Source organism: Pseudomonas sp. S31, from assembly GCF_016648105.1.
Lineage (GTDB): Bacteria > Pseudomonadota > Gammaproteobacteria > Pseudomonadales > Pseudomonadaceae > Aquipseudomonas.
In genome coordinates this window covers 173,673-190,712 of the sequence record NZ_JACVVE010000006.1, presented here as the reverse complement: position 1 = coordinate 190,712, position 17,040 = coordinate 173,673, and the positions used below count along the sequence as shown (strand labels likewise).

Genomic DNA, 17,040 nt, shown 5'->3' with positions numbered 1-17,040 from the left:
TGCTGAATACCAATCACCCCTATACCCCTGATAAATTCCATTAATCAGCCTGACGACGCAGGAAAGCCGGGATATCCAGGTAGTCCAAGTCATCCTGAGGGTTGAGTTTAGCTGCCGCTGCGGCACCTGCATGGGCCTGGTTGCGCATCACGGTCGGACGCTCCAGGTCACGGTAGTTGACCGAAGGCTGCTCCTGGCGAGCCGGCGCCGGGTTGGACGCTTCGTAGGCCTGCTGGGCGGTCTGCAGGGTGTTGTCGACCACCTTCACCGGCTTCTCGATGCGCGCGCCCAGGCCAGTGGCGACCACGGTCACATGCAGCTCGTCGCGCAAGTCCGGATCGATCACGGTGCCGACCTTGACCATCGCGTGGTCGGAGGCGAAGGCTTCGATGATGCTACCCACGTCGGAGTATTCGCCCAGCGACAGGTCCGGACCTGCGGTGATGTTCACCAGGATGCCGCGGGCGCCCTGCAGGTTGACGTCTTCGAGCAGCGGGTTGCGGATGGCCGCCTCGGTGGCTTCGCGAGCACGGTTCGGGCCGCTGGCGCAACCGGTACCCATCATCGCCATGCCCATTTCGCCCATCACGGTGCGCACGTCGGCGAAGTCGACGTTGATCATGCCTGGACGCTTGATGATATCGGAGATACCACGCACGGCGCCGGCCAGCACGTCGTCGGCCTTGGCGAAGGCGGACAGCAGGCTGGCATCCTTGCCCAGGATGGTCAGCAGCTTCTCGTTGGGGATGGTGATCAGCGAGTCGACGCTCTCAGCCAGCATGCGGATGCCTTCATCGGCGATCTGCATGCGCTTGCGGCCTTCGAACGGGAACGGACGCGTCACCACGGCAACGGTGAGAATGCCCATTTCCTTGGCCACTTCGGCGATGATCGGCGCAGCACCGGTACCGGTACCGCCACCCATGCCGGTGGTGATGAACACCATGTTGGTGCCCTGCAGCACCTCGGCGATGCGCTCACGGTCCTCCAGCGCGGCCTGGCGGCCGACTTCCGGATTGGCACCTGCACCCAGGCCCTTGGTCACGCCGGTACCCAGTTGCAGGATGGTGCGCGCGCCGATGTTCTTCAGCGCCTGGGCATCGGTGTTGGCGCAGATGAACTCGACGCCTTCGATGTTGCTTTTGACCATGTGGTTGACGGCATTGCCGCCACCACCGCCGACGCCGATCACTTTGATGACCGGACTTTGCGGGACGTTGTCTACGAGCTCGAACATTTTCCCTCTCCTTTCAGTTCTCTAGTTGTCGCGCCTACCACTACTGCTTTGAAACTTAGAAGTTGCCCTGGACCCAACGCTTGAATCGCTCAAGCACTGGGGCCTTCGGTTCATCGCCATAGCTGTTGTTGCTGCTGTTGCCGGTCAGGGGCAGGTCCTCGGACTGCTTTTGCAGGCCGTAGGTGAGCAAGCCCACGCCGGTGGAATAGATCGGGTTGCGCACCACGTCGCTCAGCCCCCGAACGCTGTGCGGCACGCCAAGGCGTACCGGCATGTGGAAGATTTCCTCGGCCAGTTCCACAGCGCCTTCCATCTTCGCGGTGCCGCCAGTGAGGACGATGCCGGCCGGCACCAGGTCCTCGTAGCCGCTGCGGCGCAGCTCGGCCTGGATCAGCGTGAAGAGCTCGTCGTAACGCGGCTCCACCACTTCGGCCAGGGCCTGGCGCGACAGCTCGCGCGGCGGGCGATCGCCCACGCTCGGCACCTTGATGGTCTCGCCGGCACCGGCCAGCTTGGCCAGGGCGCAGGCGTAGCGGATCTTGATTTCCTCGGCGTACTGGGTCGGCGTGCGCAGGGCCATGGCGATATCGTTGGTGACCTGGTCGCCAGCGATCGGGATCACCGCGGTGTGGCGGATCGCACCTTCGGTGAAGATGGCGATGTCGGTGGTCCCGCCGCCGATGTCCACCAGGCACACGCCCAGCTCCTTCTCGTCGTCGGTCAGCACCGAATAGGCCGAAGCCAGTTGCTCGAGGATGATGTCGTCGATTTCCAGGCCACAGCGGCGCACGCACTTCTCGATGTTCTGCGCCGCGTTGACCGCGCAGGTGACCACGTGGACCTTGGCCTCCAGGCGTACGCCGGACATGCCCAGGGGCTCGCGCACACCTTCCTGGTTGTCGATCACGTAGTCCTGCGGCAGGGTGTGCAGCACGCGCTGGTCGGCCGGAATGGCCACGGCCTGGGCGGCGTCCAGCACGCGCTCGAGGTCGGCGAGGCTGACTTCGCGGTCGCGGATGGCGACGATGCCGTGGGAGTTCAGGCTGCGGATGTGGTTGCCGGCCACGCCGACGAACGCCGAGTGGATGCGGCAACCGGCCATCAGTTGGGCCTCTTCGACCGCGCGCTGGATCGACTGCACGGTCGACTCGATGTTCACCACCACGCCCTTCTTCAGGCCGCGGGAGGGATGGGTGCCGATCCCGACGATCTCCAGGGTACCGTCCTCGCCGACTTCACCGACCAGCGCCACCACCTTGGAGGTGCCGATGTCCAGCCCGACGATCATTTTTCCGCTATGCGCGTTTGCCATGGTCCTGCCTCTCTCTAATTCTTCGCAACGGCGGATTGGGCCGTCGTCGGTGCAATCGGTTCCCGCCAGCCAACGGCAAGCCCGTTGGCGTATCGCAGATCGATGCGGGCGATATTGGTGATCTGCTCTTTGAGCGTCTTGTCGTAAATGGCAATGAAACGGCGCATCTTCTCCACCAGATGATCGCGCCCCAGCAGCAGCTCGATGCCCGGCCCGGCGCTACCGGCACCGGTGGTCAGGAACCAGCTGCCTCGCTCGCGCAGCTCCAGGCGAGCGATGGAGAAGCCCAGGGGGCGCAGCATCTGGCTCAGTACCTGATACTGCTGCATGACCTGCTGCTGAGCGCGCTGCGGCCCGAACAGCTGCGGCAGGTGCTCGTAGTTGGCCAGCTCGCGCGGGGTGAAGGCCTGGCCCTGGTTGTTGAGCAAGGCCTCGTCGCCCCAGCGCGCGACGGGCAACTGTTCTTCCAGGCGGATCACCACCTCGTCCGGCCACACCCGGCGCACTTCGGCATGGGCGATCCAGGGCATCTGCTCGAGCTCGGCGCGCATGGCGGTGAGGTCGACGCTGAAGAAGCTCGATGCCACGTAGGGCGCGATCCGCTGCTGCACGGCCTGCTGGCTGATGTAGCTGAGGTCGCCCTGCACGGCGATCTTGGTGATCGGACGGTCGGCGTACGGCATCAGGCGAATGGCGCCTTCATAGGCGCCAAAGCCGGCGGCGACCAGCAACACCGGCCACAGCAGGCGCTTGAGCCCACCCAGGCTCGGCCGCGGCAGGCGCGACGACATCGGCTCATCGGCCACCAGTCGGCTGGCGCCACGCGGCACCGGCTTGCTGCGGCCGGTGACAGGTTGCTGATGACGTAACATCGCGCCTTGCATGGCTGTTAACCTCGCGTCTCGACGCTGTCGGCCAGGATCGCCAGCACCAGTTGCTGGAAGTCCAGGCCGGCCGCGCGGGCCGCCATGGGCACCAGGCTATGGTCGGTCATGCCGGGTGCGGTGTTGACTTCGAGCAGCCAGAACCGGCCCTGCTCGTCCTGCATCACGTCCAGCCGCCCCCAGCCCTCGATGCCGATGGCATCGCAGGCGCGCGCGGTCAGGTCGATCAGCTCTTGCTCCTTGGCACTGTCCAGGCCGCAAGGGATGCGGTACTGGGTGTCATTGGCGATGTACTTGGCGTCGTAGTCGTAGAACACGTGCGGGGTGCCCAAGGCGATTGGCGGCAGCACCTGGCCACGCAGTACCGCGATGGTGAACTCCGGGCCGTGAATCCATTGCTCGACCAGGACTTGCGAATCGTAACGGGCGGCATCCCGCCAGGCGGCGACCAGCTCTTCCACGCTGTTCACCTTGGCCATGCCGATGCTGGAACCTTCATGGGCAGGTTTGACGATCAACGGGAAGCCCAGTTCCGTACCGGCTGCAACACAATCGTGCTCGCTGGCCAGCACCGCGTGACGTGGGGTCGGAATGCCCAGGCTCTGCCAGACCTGCTTGGTACGCAGCTTGTCCATGGCCAGGGCCGAGGCAAGGATGCCGCTGCCGGTGTAGGGGATGCCCAGGCACTCGAGCAGGCCCTGCATGCTGCCGTCTTCACCGCCACGGCCGTGGAGGATGATGAAGGCGCGGTCGATCCGTTCGCTCTGCAAGCGCGCCAGCAGGTCGTCGCCGACATCGATGGCGACCACGTCGACACCCGCGTCGGTCAAGGCCGCGATCACTGCGGCGCCGGATTTGAGCGACACCTCGCGCTCGGCGCTCTTGCCACCGTAGAGCACGGCGACGCGGCCGAACGCCTTGGCGTCCAGAGTCGAATGCAGCTTGTCGTAGGCGCTGGTCATTTCGACTTCTCCTGCTTGGCGCCGGCGAACAGCGGGCTTTTCATCAATTGCGGAGCCAGGCCGCCGACGTCACCGGCACCCTGGCACAGCAGGATGTCGCCGGCACGCAGCAGCGGCTTGACCAGCGGCGCCAACTCGGCGCCACGTTCGATGTAGATCGGGTCCAGCTTGCCGCGCTGGCGAATGCTGTGGCACAGCTGACGGCTGTCGGCCCCCGGTATCGGCTCTTCGCCGGCCGGATAGACCTCCATCAGCAGCAGCACGTTGGCATCGCCCAGTACCTGGACGAAATCGTCGTACAGGTCGCGGGTACGGCTGTAGCGGTGCGGCTGGTAGACGATCACCAGGCGCCGGCTCGGCCAGCCGCCGCGCACGGCCTTGATCACCGCAGCGACCTCGGTCGGGTGGTGGCCGTAGTCGTCGACCAGCATCACGCTGCCGCCCTCGACCGGGAGTTCGCCGTACACCTGGAAGCGTCGGCCGACGCCCTGGAAGCCGGACAGGCCCTGGACGATGGCCTCGTCGCTGATACCCTCGTCGGTGGCGATGGCGATAGTGGCCAGGGCATTGAGCACGTTGTGGTTGCCAGGCATGTTGACCGACACATCGAGCGGCTCGCGGTCGCGGCGCAGTACGGTGAAGTGGGTCTGCATGCCCTGCTGGCGCACGTTGATGGCGCGCACGTCGGCTTCTTCGCTGAAGCCATAGGTGACGGTCGGGCGCTTCACCTGCGGCAGGATCTCACGCACCACCGGGTCGTCCAGGCACATCACCGCCAGGCCATAGAACGGCAGGTTGTGGAGGAACTCGACGAAGGTCTTCTTCAGCTTGTTGAAGTCACCTTCGTAGGTCGCCATGTGGTCGGCGTCGATGTTGGTGACCACGGCGACCATCGGCTGCAGGTGCAGGAAGCTGGCATCGCTCTCGTCGGCTTCGGCGATCAGGTAGCGGCTGGTGCCCAGCTGGGCATTGGTGCCGGCCGCCGTCAGGCGACCACCGATGACGAAGGTCGGGTCCAGGCCACCGGCGGCGAACACCGACGCCAGCAGGCTGGTGGTGGTGGTCTTGCCGTGGGTGCCGGCCACGGCCACGCCATGGCGATAACGCATCAGTTCGGCGAGCATCTCGGCACGCGGCACCACCGGGATACGGCGCTCGAGCGCAGTGGCGACTTCCGGGTTGGCCGGGTTGATCGCGCTGGACACCACCAGCACATCGGCGTTGGCGGCGTTCTCGGCGCGGTGGCCGACGAAGATCTCGGCGCCGAACGACTCCAGGCGCTCGGTGACCGGCGACGCCTTGAGGTCGGAACCGGACACTTGATAGCCCAGGTTCAGCAGCACTTCGGCGATGCCGCACATGCCCACGCCGCCGATACCGACGAAGTGGATGCGACGGATACGGCCCATCTTCGGCTGGGGCATGGCTTTCTGGCTTTCAACCATGGGCCACCTCCAGGCAGATGTCGACCACGGTGCTGGTTGCGGCAGGTTTGGCCAGGCGCCGCGCGGTGCCTGCCATGGTGTGGAGTTTCTCGGGTTGCATCAGCACCTCGTTCAGGCGTTCAGCGAGCTGCGCTGCGCCAGTCGTAGCTTGTGGCATCAGGAAGGCAGCGCCCTCCCGAGCCAGGTATTGGGCATTGTGGGTCTGGTGGTCGTCGATCGCGTGGGGCAAGGGCACCAGCATCGAAGGCAGGCCTGCTGCCGCCAGCTCGCTGACAGTCAGCGCACCAGCCCGGCACACCACCATGTCGGCCCAGCCATAGGCCTGGGCCATGTCCGAGATGAACGGCTCTACCTGAGCCTCGACACCGGCCTCGCGATAACGCTCGGCGGTGATCTGCGCATGCTGCTTGCCGGCCTGGTGAAACACCTGGGGCCGGAGGCTTTCAGCCACTTCGGACAGGGCCTTAGGCAACAATTTGTTCAATGGTTCCGCACCCAGGCTACCGCCGAGCACCAACAGCCGCGCCGGGCGCTCGCCGAGGGCCTCGCGGGGGGCGTCGAGGAACAGTTCCGGGCGCACCGGATTGCCGGTGGTACGCAGCTTGTCGTTGCCCTCGAAGGTGCCTGGGAAGGCTTCGCAGACGCGTGCCGACAGCGGTACCAGCAGGCGATTGGCGGTGCCGGCCCGAGCGTTCTGCTCGTGGATGACCAGCGGCACGCCACACAGGCGCGCGGCCACGCCGCCAGGGCCGGTGACATAGCCGCCGAAGCCGAGCACGCAGACCGGCTTGAGCTCGCGGATGATGCGCCGCGCCTGCAGCACGGCCTTGACCAGGGTGAACGGCGCCTTGAGCAGCGACAGCTTGCCCTTGCCACGCAGGCCGCTGACCTGGATCAGGTGCAGGGGCAGCCCCGCCTGGGGCACCAGTTCGTTCTCGATGCCGCGCGGGGTCCCCAGCCAATGCACGCTGTAGCCACGGGCCTGGAACTCGCGGGCGCAGGCCAGGGCCGGGAATACATGGCCACCGGTGCCGCCCGCCATGATCAGTACGTTCTTGCCGTCAGCGGCCATGACTGGTCTCCTCGGCAAAATCGTTCTCGTTGAATTCGTGTTCCTCGCTGCCCAGGTGGGTGCGACTCTCCCACTCGATGCGTAGCAACAAGCCCACGCAGGCGCAGCAGATCACCAGCGAACTGCCGCCATAGCTGAGGAACGGCAGGGTCAGGCCCTTGGTCGGCAGCAGGCCGACGTTCACTCCGATGTTGATCAGGAACTGGCCGATCCACAGGAACGCCAGGCCAAAGGCCATGTAGGCGGCGAAGAACTGCTTGGCCTTTTCGGCCCAAAGGCCGATGTACAGGGCGCGCACGGTGACGAAGACGAACAGCGCGATGGTCACCAGCGAGCCGACCACACCGAGCTCTTCGGCAAGCACCGAGAACACGAAGTCGGTGTGCGCCTCGGGCAGGTAGAACTGTTTCTGCACGCTGTTGCCCAGGCCGACGCCAAGCCACTCGCCACGGCCGAAGGCGATCAGCGCCTGGGTCAGCTGGTAGCCGGAGCCGAACTGGTCGGACCAGGGGTCGGTGAAGGTGATCAGGCGCGCCATCCGGTACGGCTGCGCCTGGACCAGGATGAACACCGCCACCACCGCCAGCACCACCATGAGGCTGAAGCGGAACAACCCCACCCCGCCCAGGAACAGCATGGCCGCAGCCGCGCCCATCATGACCACGGTGGCGCCGAAGTCCGGTTCCATCAGCAGCAGGCCGGCCATCGGCAGCAGCACGATGAACGGCTTGAAGAAGCCCATCCAGCTTTCGCGCACCTCGGTCTGCCGGCGTACCAGGTAGCCGGCAAGGTAGATGACCACGAACACCTTGGCGATTTCCGAAGGCTGGACGTTGAAGAAGCTGAAGCCGATCCAGCGCATCGAGCCGTTGACCTCGCGGCCGATGCCCGGCACCAGCACCATCACCAGCAGGCCGAAGGCGCCGATCAGCATCATGAAGCCCATGCGCTGCCAGGTGGCGATCGGCACCATCATGGTCGCACCGCAGGCGACCAGGCCCAGGGCCACGTACACCAGATGGCGGAACATGTGGTACAGCGGGTTGCCGGACTGCACGGCGGCCACTTCCGAGGACGCCGAGGTGATCATCACCAGGCCCAGGCCGAGCAACGCCAGGCAGCCGGCCAGGAAGGCGAAGTCCAGGTCGATGCCGCGGCCGCTGATCAGCGGCGAAGGATAAGGCTTGAGGACGCCGAAGATCATGCCAGCCCCTCCGCCGCCTGGGCGAACAGGCGCCCACGCTCTTCGAAGTTCTTGAACATGTCGAGGCTTGCGCAGGCCGGCGACAGCAGCACGGCATCACCCGGCTGGGCCAGCTCGGCGCATCGCTGCACGGCCTCGTCGAGGGTCTTGACCCTGACCTGCGGCACCCCGTCGCCGAGCGCCTCGGCCAGGCGCTCGGCATCGCGGCCGAGCAGCACCACGGCGCGGCAGAAGCGCTTGGCCGGATCGCGCAAGGCAGAAAAGTCTGCGCCCTTGCCGTCGCCACCGGCGATCAGCACCAGCTTGCCTTCGATATCCGCGCCCAGGCCTTCGATGGCGGCCAGGGCCGCGCCAACGTTGGTGGCCTTGGAGTCGTCGTACCAACCCACGTCGTTGCGCTCGCGGACCCACTGGCAGCGGTGGGCGAGACCGGCGAATTCGCGCAGGGCCTCGAGCATCGGCGCGAACGGCAGGCCAGCGGCGTGGCCCAGGGCCAGGGCCGCCAGGGCGTTGCTCTGGTTGTGCGCGCCGCGGATCTTCAGCTCGCGCACCGGCATCAAGTTGTTGAACTCGAAGGCCAGGTATTTCTCGCCATCGACTTCACGCAGGCCGAAGGCCTTGAAGTCGGGCTGGTTGAGACCGAATGTCCAGCACGGGCGGCCTTCCACCGGCAGCGGCCGGCTCAGGGCGTCCTGGCGGTTGACCACCACCTGGCGCGCACCACGGAAGATCCGATGCTTGGCCAGGTGATAGGCCGGCAGGCCGCTGTAGCGGTCCATGTGGTCTTCGCTGATGTTCAGCACGGTGGCCACTTCGGCATTGAGCTGGTCGGTGGTTTCCAGCTGGAAGCTCGACAGTTCGAGGACATACAGCTCGACAGCGTCGTCGAGCAGGTCCAACGCCGGCGTGCCGAGGTTGCCGCCGACGGCCACGCGCTTGCCAGCCTTGGCGGCCATCTCGCCGACCAGGGTGGTCACGGTGCTTTTCGCGTTGGAACCGCTGATTGCGACGATCGGCGCCTTGGCATGGCGGGCGAACAGTTCGATGTCACCCGACAGCACCACGCCACGGGCAGCGGCCTGCTGCAGCGCCGGGGTGGCCAGGGCCAGACCGGGGCTGACGTAAAGCTCGTTGGCACGGCACAGGAAGTCGACGTCCAGTTCGCCACAGCGTACTTCCACCTGCGGGTAGTCACGGCGCAGGGTGTCCAGTTCCGGCGGTTGCTCGCGGGTGTCGGCGACCGCAAAGGCAATGCCCCGGCTCGCCAGGAAGCGAACCAGGGACATGCCGCTCTTGCCGAGGCCGACAACGATGCGGAATTGGTCGGAAGCGATCAGTGACACGCTCGTCTACCTCAGTTTCAGGGTTGCAAGGCCGATCAGCACCAGAATCACGGTGATGATCCAGAAACGGACGATCACCCGTGGCTCAGGCCAGCCCTTGAGTTCAAAGTGGTGGTGAATCGGCGCCATGCGGAACACGCGCTTGCCGGTGAGCTTGAACGAGGCGACCTGGATCACCACCGACAGGGTCTCGACCACGAAGATGCCGCCCATGATGAACAGCACGATCTCCTGGCGCACGATCACCGCGATGGTGCCCAGCGCGGCGCCCAGCGCCAGTGCGCCGACGTCGCCCATGAACACCTGCGCCGGGTAGGTGTTGAACCACAGGAAGCCCAGGCCCGCGCCGATCAGCGCGCCGCAGAACACGATCAGCTCACCCGAGCCCGGCACGTAAGGGATCAGCAGGTACTCGGCGAATTTCACGTTGCCCGACAGGTAGCAGAAGATGCCCAAGGCACCGCCGACCATCACCGTCGGCATGATCGCCAGGCCATCGAGGCCGTCGGTCAGGTTGACCGCGTTGCTCGAACCGACGATCACGAAGTAGGTCAGCACGACGAAGCCGATGCCCAGCGGAATGGTGACGTCCTTGAGGAACGGCACGATCAGCGTGGTCTCGACGCTGGTCGGAGCGGTCATGTAGAGGAACACCGCCGCGCCCAAGCCGAACACCGATTGCCAGAAATACTTCCAGCGGCTAGGCAGGCCGCGCGAGTTCTTTTCGATCACCTTGCGGTAGTCGTCGACCCAGCCGATGGCGCCGAACAGCAGGGTGACGATCAGCACCACCCAGACGTAGCGGTTGGACAGGTCGGCCCACAGCAAGGTGCTGATGGCGATGGCCGAAAGAATCAAGGCGCCACCCATGGTCGGGGTGCCGGACTTGGACAGGTGCGATTGCGGGCCGTCGTTGCGAACGGCCTGACCGATCTGGCGGATCTGCAGGGTACGAATCATCCACGGCCCCAGCCACAGCGCCAGGGACAACGCCGTCAGTACACCGAGGATCCCGCGCAGGGACAGGTACTGGAAGACCGCGAAGCCTTTATGGAACTGTTGCAGATACTCGGCCAACAGCAGCAGCATTAATGTTTCTCCCCGCTGGCACCGCACAGTGCGGCCACGACGTTTTCCATCGCAGCGCTGCGCGAGCCCTTGATCAAGATAGTGGTTTCACTGGCATTCTCGGCGCGAACGGCTTCGATCAGCTCAGCTTGTGTGGCGAAGTGTCGGCCATTGGCGCCGAACGCCTGGACCGCGTGAATCATGTTGGTACCGACCGCATACAGGGCATCGACCTTGCCGCGGGCATAGTCGCCCACCTGCCGATGACCCTCTTCGGCCCATTGCCCCAGCTCGCCGATGTCGCCGAGCACCAGGACGGTGCGCCCGGAAAAGCCGGCGAGTATATCAACGGCCGCGCACATCGAGGTGGGATTTGCGTTATAGCTGTCGTCGATCACCCGCACCCCGTTCGGCGCGATCTGCGCCACGCTGCGGCCCTTGACCGGCTGCACGGCTTCAAGCCCCGCGGCGATGCCGCTCAGGGTCAGACCAACGGCATGCGCGGCGGCAGCGGCGGCCAAGGCATTGCTGACGTTGTGGGTGCCGAGCAGGTTCAGTTGCACCGCGACGCTGCCGTCGGGCCCATGCAGGGTGAAGGATGGGCAGCCGCGGGCGTCGCGGCCGATGCCGCTGGCATGGAAATCGGCCTGCAGGTTGTCCAGGGCGAAAGTCAGCACGCGGTGGCTGCCGGCACGCTTGCGCCAGATGTCGAATGCCTTGTCGGCCAGATTGAGGATGGCCGTGCCGCCCTCGCCCAAGCCCTCGAGGATCTCGCCCTTGGCCTCGACGATCTTTTCCGGGCCGCCGAACTCGCCGACATGGGCGGTACCGGCATTGTTGATGATGACCACCTGCGGTTGGGTCAGGCCAACGGTGTAGCGGATCTCGCCAATGCGCGAAGCGCCCAGCTCGATCACCGCAGCGCTATGCTCCGGGGCGATTTCCAGCAGGGTCAGCGGCGCGCCGAGGTCGTTGTTCAGGTTGCCACGGGTGGCATGTACCGGGCCGCGGGTACGCAGGATGCAGGCGAGCATCTCCTTGACCGTGGTCTTGCCGCTGGAGCCGGTAATCGCGATCACCGGTTTGTCGAATGCGGCGCGGTTCAGTGCACCGAGCTGGCCCAGGGCCAGGCGAGCATCGGCAACCACCAGCTGCGGCAGGTCGACATCGGCGATTTCACGCTCGACCAACGCCGCGACGGCCCCCTTGGCTTGCACGTCGGCGAGATAATCGTGGCCATCGAAGCGCGGACCGGCCAGGGCGACGAACAGTTGCCCGGCACCGACGCTGCGGCTGTCGATGCTGACACCGGTGAAGCTGGCATCAGCCCCTACCAGGCGCGCATTCAATACGCCGGTCAGCTGGCTGAGGGTCATGGGCTTAAGCATGTGGAGCCTCCCAGGCTGCAAGTGCCTTTTCGGCTTCGATCAGGTCGGAGAAGGCATGGCGCTGGCCATGGATCTCCTGGTAGTCCTCGTGCCCCTTGCCGGCCAGGACGATGACGTCGTCCGCCGCCGCCGAGGCGATCAGGTGGGCAATGGCTGCGCCACGCCCGGCGACGAACTCGACCTGCTCGGGCTTGGCGAAGCCAGGACGGATGTCGTCGAAGATGTGCAGCGGGTCTTCGCTACGCGGATTGTCATCGGTAACCAGCACGCGGTCGGCCAGGCGCTCGGCCAGCTCGGCCATCAGCGGGCGCTTGCCGCGATCACGATCACCACCGCAGCCGAACAGGCACAGCAGCTTGCCTCGGGCATGCGGACGCAGGGCTTCGAGGACCTTTTCCAGCGCGTCTGGCGTGTGCGCGTAATCGACCACCACCAGCGGCTTGTCGCCACCGCCCAGGCGCTGCATGCGGCCGACCGGCCCTTGCAACTGCGCGGTGACCTTGAGGATCTCGTCCAGCGAGTAATCCAGCGCCAGCAGGGTGGCCACTGCGGCGAGCACGTTGCTCAGGTTGAAGCGGCCAAGCAGCTGGCTGCGCAGGGTGCGCTCGCCTTGGGCCGTGACGAGGATGGCGCGCACGCCATCGTCATCGAAGTGGGCCTCGCGGCAGAACAGCGAGGCGTCCGGATCTTCCAGGCTATAGCTGAGCAGGCGGGTTTCGATGTGCTCGGCGCTCGGGCGACGGGCGAACTCGGCAGCCAGGCGGCGACCGAAATCGTCGTCCAGGTTCACCACCTGGCAGCGCAGGTTCGGCCAGGCGAACAGCTTGGCCTTGGCCGCCTCGTAGGCCTGCATGCTGCCGTGGTAGTCGAGGTGGTCGCGAGAAAGATTGGTCATCACCGCGATATCGAACGCCAGGGCTGCCACACGGCCCTGCTCCAGGGCGTGGGAGGACACTTCCATGGCCACGGCCTTGGCGCCGGCCTTTTTCAGGTCGTTGAGGGTCGACTGCACGGCGATCGGGTCGGGCGTGGTCAGACGGCCGCTCTGCAGTTCGCCGTAGAAACCGGTGCCCAGGGTGCCGATCAGGCCGCAACGCTGGCCAAGCGCGTCGAGCGCCTGGGCCACCAGTTGCGTGACGCTGGTCTTGCCATTGGTACCGGTGACGCCGACCAGGTTCAACTGACGGCTCGGTTCGCCATAGAAGCGCCCGGCAATCTGCGACAGCTGGCCGATCAGCCCCTTCACTGGAATCAGCGGCACATCGGTGAGCGGCAGCACGTTGGCACCCTGCTCTTCATAAGCCACGGCAGCGGCACCGCGCGACAGGGCATCGGCGATGTGCTCGCGACCGTCGACCTTGGCACCAGGCACGGCCAGGAACAGGTCGCCCTGGCGCACCTGACGGCTGTCTAGGGTCAACTCACGGATCAACGGGTCACGGCTGGCGTGGGCGAACAGCTTGCTCAATGGCATCGTCATCATCCACGCCCTCCCTTGGCGGGTACCGCAGCGGCCGGCGCTGCATTGACCTGCTGCTGCTCGCTTGGCGGCGGCAGGTTGTCGGGCGCCACGTTCATCAGGCGCAGAGTGCCCGACATGACCTTGCTGAAGACCGGTGCCGAGACCAGGCCGCCGAAGTAGCCGCCCTTGCTCGGTTCGTCGATCACCACGACGATCGCGTAGCGCGGGTCGCTCATCGGGCCGAAGCCGGCGAACAGCGAGCGGTAGGCGTTCTCGGTGTAGCCCTTGGAGCCGACAGTGGCCTTACGCGCCGTACCGGACTTGCCGGCGACGTGATAGAACGGCACCTGGGCGCGGTAAACGCCACGAGGCGCCTCGATCACTTGCTGGAGCATGCCCTGGATGGTTTCGGCGGTTTCCTTCGGGATCGCCTGCACCGACTCGGGCGCCTTGTCGACCTTGAGGATGGACAGCGGCACCATCTTGCCGTCGTTGGCCAGCGCCGCGTAGGCATGCACCAGCTGCAGCGCGGTGACCGATACGCCGTAGCCGTAGGACAGGGTCGCGGTCTCGGCCTTGCGCCATTCGCGGTGGTTGGGCAGGTTGCCGACGCGTTCGCCGGGGAAGCCGAGGCCGGTGTATTGCCCCAGGCCCAACTGCGACATGACCCGGTAGATCGCTTCGCCACCGATGTCGAAGGCCACTTTGCTCATGCCGACGTTACTGGAGTTGATCAGGATGCCGGTCAGGTCGAGGATCGGGCCCTCGCTGCGCGACACGTCCTTGATGGTGTAGCGGCCGATCTGCAGGCTGCCGGGATAGACCTCGACCTTGTCGGTGGGCTTCCAGCGGCCGCTTTCGAGCGCGGCGCTCATGGAAATCGGTTTGACCGTCGAGCCTGGCTCGAACACGTCGATGATCGCCCGGTTGCGCATGGCCGCCGGGAACATGCTGCGACGATTGTTCGGGTTGTAGGTCGGCTGGTTGACCATGGCCAGCACTTCGCCGGTCTTGACGTCCATGATCACCAGGCTGCCGGCCTTGGCGTCCTGTTCGGCGATGGCGTTGCGCAGTTCGCGGGTGGCGAGGTATTGCAGGCGCAGGTCTATCGACAACGCCAAGGTCTTCCCTGCCTTGGCGTTCTTGGTGACCTGGATGTCCTTGATCAGCCGGCCGCGCCGGTCCTTGATCACCTGCCGCTTGCCGGGTACACCGGCCAGCCATTCGTCGTAGGCCAGCTCGACCCCTTCGCGGCCGTGGTCGTCGAGGTCGGTGAAGCCGACCATGTGCGCAGTGACGTCACCGGCAGGATAGAAGCGGCGGAATTCTTCCAGCCCGTACACGCCCGGCACCTTCAGGTCGAGCACGTGCTGGCCCTGCTCCGGGGTCAGACCGCGGACCAGGTAGATGAACTCCTTGCCGGCCTGCTGGGTCAGGCGGTCGGTCAGTTGCTGCGGGTTCTGCCCGAGCGCGGCGGCCAATTGCGGCCAGCGGTCTTTCGAGGCCTGCATCTCCTTGGGGTTGGCCCACAAGGTGGTGACCGGGGTACTCACCGCCAGCGGCTCGCCGTTGCGGTCGGTGATCAGCCCGCGGTGTGCAGGGATCGGAATATGGCGCAGGCTGCGGGCATCGCCCTGGCCCTTGAGGAAGTCGCGATCGACCACCTGCAGGTCGATGATGCGCCAGCAGATGGCACCGACCATGATCGCCAGCAGACCGATGACCACGCGAAAGCGCCAGGGGTAGAGTGCACCTTCGAGCTTCATCATGGCGCCACCATCCGCACTTCGTCAGCCGCGGGCACGCGCATCTTCAACTGCTCGGAGGCCAGGCTCTCGATTCGGCTGGAAGCGGTCCAGGTGCTTTGCTCGAGGATCAGCCGGCCCCATTCGGCCTGGGCCTTGTCGCGCTCGTTGAGTTCGCCGTACAGGGTGTTGAGCAACTGGCGGTTCCAGTGTGCGCTGTAGGACACTGCAATGGCCGAAATCAGGACAGCGACGAACAGCAGGAGCATCAGGAAGCTCCCGCCGGGCAGAGGCTTGGCGAATAGCCGGCTCACCGAAGCTTCTCCGCCACCCGCATGACGGCGCTACGCGCCCGCGGGTTGGCCTTGAGCTCGGCATCGGAGGCGAACTGCGCCTTGCCGATAAGACGGACCTTCGGTTCGAAGGCCTTGTGCTGCACCGGCAGATTGCGCGGCAGATTGTCGGCTTCGCCCTTGACCAGCTTGCGCATGAACAGCTTGACGATGCGGTCTTCCAGGGAGTGGAAGCTGATCACCGCCAGGCGCCCGCCCACCTCCAGTGCCTCTAACGCGGCTTCGAGGCCGGTCTCGAGGTCGCCCAGCTCGTTGTTGACATGGATGCGCAGGCCCTGGAAGGCCCGGGTAGCAGGGTTCTTGCCCTTCTCCCAGGCTGGGTTGGCTACCTTGAGCACTTCGGCCAGGTCAGCGGTACGGGTGAACGGCTGGGTCTCGCGACGCTCGACCACGGCGCGTGCCATCCGCCCGGCGAAACGCTCTTCACCGTACTCCTTGAAGACCCGGGCGATTTCCTCGACCGGCGCGGTGGCGATGAACTCGGCGGCACTGATGCCCTGGTCGGGGTTCATGCGCATGTCCAGCGGGCCGTCATTGAGGAAGCTGAAGCCGCGCTCGGGGTCGTCGAGCTGCGGCGAGGACACGCCGAGGTCGAGCAGCACGCCGCTGACCTTGCCGCTCAGGCCGCGTGCGGCCACCTCATCGCCCAGCTCGGCAAAGCTGCGCTGCACAATGACAAAGCGGCCGTCTTCGGCCGCCAGCGCTTGCCCAGTGGCAATCGCTTGAGGATCCTTGTCGAACCCCAGCAGCCGCCCTTGCGGCCCGAGCTTGCTGAGGATCAGCCGGCTGTGTCCGCCACGCCCGAAGGTGCCGTCCAGATAGCAACCGTCGGCGCGCAGGGCCAATGCCTCGACAGCTTCATCGAGCAGGACGGTGATGTGGTTGAAGCCGCTATCTATGGTCACAGGATCAGGTCACGCAAATCGTCGGGCATCGCGCCCGGTTGTTGAATAGCTGCAAGGTCGGCTGCCGAAACCGCGTTCCAGGCATCCTCATCCCACAGCTGGAATTTGTTCAGTTGCCCCACCAGCATCGCCTTCTTGTCGAGCTTGGCGTACTCACGCAGGCGGGGCGGTACCAGGAAACGCCCACTGCCGTCGAGCTCCAGGTCCACCGCATTGCCGATCAGCAAACGCTGAAGGCGGCGGTTTTCCTCACGCAACGACGGCAAGGCACGCAACTTGGCTTCAATCTGTTCCCACTCATCGAGGGGATAAACACACAAGCAGGGGTCCACGGCGTCGATTGTCACGATCAGTTGACCATTGCAACGCGAATCGAGCTCGTCGCGGTACCGGCTCGGCATGGCGAGACGGCCCTTGGCATCGAGGCTGACGGCGTTGGCTCCGCGAAACACGGCTGCGATTCCTCACAATGTTAGCTTTTTTGTGTCAGAAAACCCACTTCATCCCACTTTCTGCCACTTGCGCACACTATAGGAATCCGTCCGCTGCACCGTCAAGGCACGTTCATAAGGAAAACCCTTACGGGACCGCGATTTAGCGCAACAAAGGAAGGGGGAGGGATTACCACGGCAAGAAAAAAACGAGAAAAATCAAACCCAC

15 protein-coding genes are annotated in these 17,040 nt (G+C 65.4%); all 15 read right to left on the bottom strand.

Going from position 1 to position 17,040, the window contains the following annotated elements:
• Positions 1–40: 40 nt before the first annotated feature.
• Genes ftsZ through mraZ form a run of 15 tightly spaced genes read right to left on the bottom strand, consistent with a single transcriptional unit; the run spans position 41 to position 16,832 of the window.
• Positions 41–1,237, bottom strand: coding sequence for a cell division protein FtsZ (gene ftsZ, locus IAE37_RS07395; protein WP_201171571.1), 1,197 nt, complete (start codon positions 1,235–1,237; stop codon positions 41–43).
• Positions 1,238–1,292: 55 nt separating this feature from the next.
• Positions 1,293–2,549, bottom strand: coding sequence for a cell division protein FtsA (gene ftsA, locus IAE37_RS07390; RefSeq protein WP_136913076.1), 1,257 nt, complete (start codon positions 2,547–2,549; stop codon positions 1,293–1,295).
• A gap of 14 nt (positions 2,550–2,563) precedes the next feature.
• On the bottom strand, positions 2,564–3,433 hold the full coding sequence (locus tag IAE37_RS07385) for a cell division protein FtsQ/DivIB (protein WP_201171569.1): 870 nt from the start codon (positions 3,431–3,433) through the stop codon (positions 2,564–2,566).
• Between the two features lie 5 nt (positions 3,434–3,438).
• Complete coding sequence (locus IAE37_RS07380; RefSeq protein ID WP_201171568.1) at positions 3,439–4,395, bottom strand: D-alanine--D-alanine ligase; 957 nt, start codon at positions 4,393–4,395, stop codon at positions 3,439–3,441.
• The gene (murC, locus tag IAE37_RS07375) at positions 4,392–5,840 is read right to left on the bottom strand and encodes a UDP-N-acetylmuramate--L-alanine ligase (protein ID WP_201171567.1); all 1,449 of its coding nucleotides are present in this window, start codon (positions 5,838–5,840) and stop codon (positions 4,392–4,394) included. The genes IAE37_RS07380 and murC overlap by 4 nt, the downstream gene beginning before the upstream one ends.
• Entirely contained in the window at positions 5,833–6,912 is a 1,080-nt protein-coding gene (murG, locus tag IAE37_RS07370) for an undecaprenyldiphospho-muramoylpentapeptide beta-N-acetylglucosaminyltransferase (protein ID WP_201171566.1), read from the bottom strand. Before murG ends, murC begins: the two co-directional genes overlap by 8 nt.
• A complete protein-coding gene (gene ftsW / locus IAE37_RS07365; RefSeq protein WP_201171632.1) occupies positions 6,902–8,113 on the bottom strand; it encodes a putative lipid II flippase FtsW in 1,212 nt (403 codons plus the stop codon). Before ftsW ends, murG begins: the two co-directional genes overlap by 11 nt.
• A complete protein-coding gene (gene murD, locus IAE37_RS07360) occupies positions 8,113–9,459 on the bottom strand; it encodes a UDP-N-acetylmuramoyl-L-alanine--D-glutamate ligase (protein WP_201171564.1) in 1,347 nt (448 codons plus the stop codon). Before murD ends, ftsW begins: the two co-directional genes overlap by 1 nt.
• A 6-nt stretch (positions 9,460–9,465) precedes the next feature.
• Positions 9,466–10,548, bottom strand: coding sequence for a phospho-N-acetylmuramoyl-pentapeptide-transferase (gene mraY / locus IAE37_RS07355; protein ID WP_201171562.1), 1,083 nt, complete (start codon positions 10,546–10,548; stop codon positions 9,466–9,468).
• On the bottom strand, positions 10,548–11,915 hold the full coding sequence (locus tag IAE37_RS07350; protein ID WP_201171561.1) for a UDP-N-acetylmuramoyl-tripeptide--D-alanyl-D-alanine ligase: 1,368 nt from the start codon (positions 11,913–11,915) through the stop codon (positions 10,548–10,550). Before IAE37_RS07350 ends, mraY begins: the two co-directional genes overlap by 1 nt.
• Positions 11,908–13,398 (bottom strand): UDP-N-acetylmuramoyl-L-alanyl-D-glutamate--2,6-diaminopimelate ligase, encoded by a 1,491-nt coding sequence (locus tag IAE37_RS07345; protein WP_442967776.1) that lies wholly within the window; start codon positions 13,396–13,398, stop codon positions 11,908–11,910. The genes IAE37_RS07350 and IAE37_RS07345 overlap by 8 nt, the downstream gene beginning before the upstream one ends.
• Positions 13,395–15,143 (bottom strand): peptidoglycan D,D-transpeptidase FtsI family protein, encoded by a 1,749-nt coding sequence (locus IAE37_RS07340; RefSeq protein ID WP_201171628.1) that lies wholly within the window; start codon positions 15,141–15,143, stop codon positions 13,395–13,397. The genes IAE37_RS07345 and IAE37_RS07340 overlap by 4 nt, the downstream gene beginning before the upstream one ends.
• The gene (ftsL, locus tag IAE37_RS07335; protein ID WP_136913066.1) at positions 15,143–15,436 is read right to left on the bottom strand and encodes a cell division protein FtsL; all 294 of its coding nucleotides are present in this window, start codon (positions 15,434–15,436) and stop codon (positions 15,143–15,145) included. Before ftsL ends, IAE37_RS07340 begins: the two co-directional genes overlap by 1 nt.
• Positions 15,433–16,380 carry a 16S rRNA (cytosine(1402)-N(4))-methyltransferase RsmH gene (rsmH, locus tag IAE37_RS07330; protein WP_442967775.1) on the bottom strand — a complete coding sequence of 316 codons (948 nt, stop codon included), beginning with the start codon at positions 16,378–16,380 and terminating at the stop codon, positions 15,433–15,435. Before rsmH ends, ftsL begins: the two co-directional genes overlap by 4 nt.
• The gene (gene mraZ / locus IAE37_RS07325) at positions 16,377–16,832 is read right to left on the bottom strand and encodes a division/cell wall cluster transcriptional repressor MraZ (RefSeq protein ID WP_011535546.1); all 456 of its coding nucleotides are present in this window, start codon (positions 16,830–16,832) and stop codon (positions 16,377–16,379) included. Before mraZ ends, rsmH begins: the two co-directional genes overlap by 4 nt.
• Between the last annotated feature and the right edge of the window lie 208 nt (positions 16,833–17,040).

Coding starts and splice junctions, on each gene's coding strand:
- IAE37_RS07385 (WP_201171569.1), bottom strand. CDS start 3,433: ATGCAAGGCGCGATGTTACGTCATCAGCAACCTGTCACCGGCCGCAGC.
- IAE37_RS07350 (WP_201171561.1), bottom strand. CDS start 11,915: ATGCTTAAGCCCATGACCCTCAGCCAGCTGACCGGCGTATTGAATGCG.
- ftsZ (WP_201171571.1), bottom strand. CDS start 1,237: ATGTTCGAGCTCGTAGACAACGTCCCGCAAAGTCCGGTCATCAAAGTG.
- IAE37_RS07380 (WP_201171568.1), bottom strand. CDS start 4,395: ATGACCAGCGCCTACGACAAGCTGCATTCGACTCTGGACGCCAAGGCG.
- murG (WP_201171566.1), bottom strand. CDS start 6,912: ATGGCCGCTGACGGCAAGAACGTACTGATCATGGCGGGCGGCACCGGT.
- ftsA (WP_136913076.1), bottom strand. CDS start 2,549: ATGGCAAACGCGCATAGCGGAAAAATGATCGTCGGGCTGGACATCGGC.
- murC (WP_201171567.1), bottom strand. CDS start 5,840: ATGGTTGAAAGCCAGAAAGCCATGCCCCAGCCGAAGATGGGCCGTATC.
- mraY (WP_201171562.1), bottom strand. CDS start 10,548: ATGCTGCTGCTGTTGGCCGAGTATCTGCAACAGTTCCATAAAGGCTTC.
- IAE37_RS07345 (WP_442967776.1), bottom strand. CDS start 13,398: ATGATGACGATGCCATTGAGCAAGCTGTTCGCCCACGCCAGCCGTGAC.
- IAE37_RS07340 (WP_201171628.1), bottom strand. CDS start 15,143: ATGAAGCTCGAAGGTGCACTCTACCCCTGGCGCTTTCGCGTGGTCATC.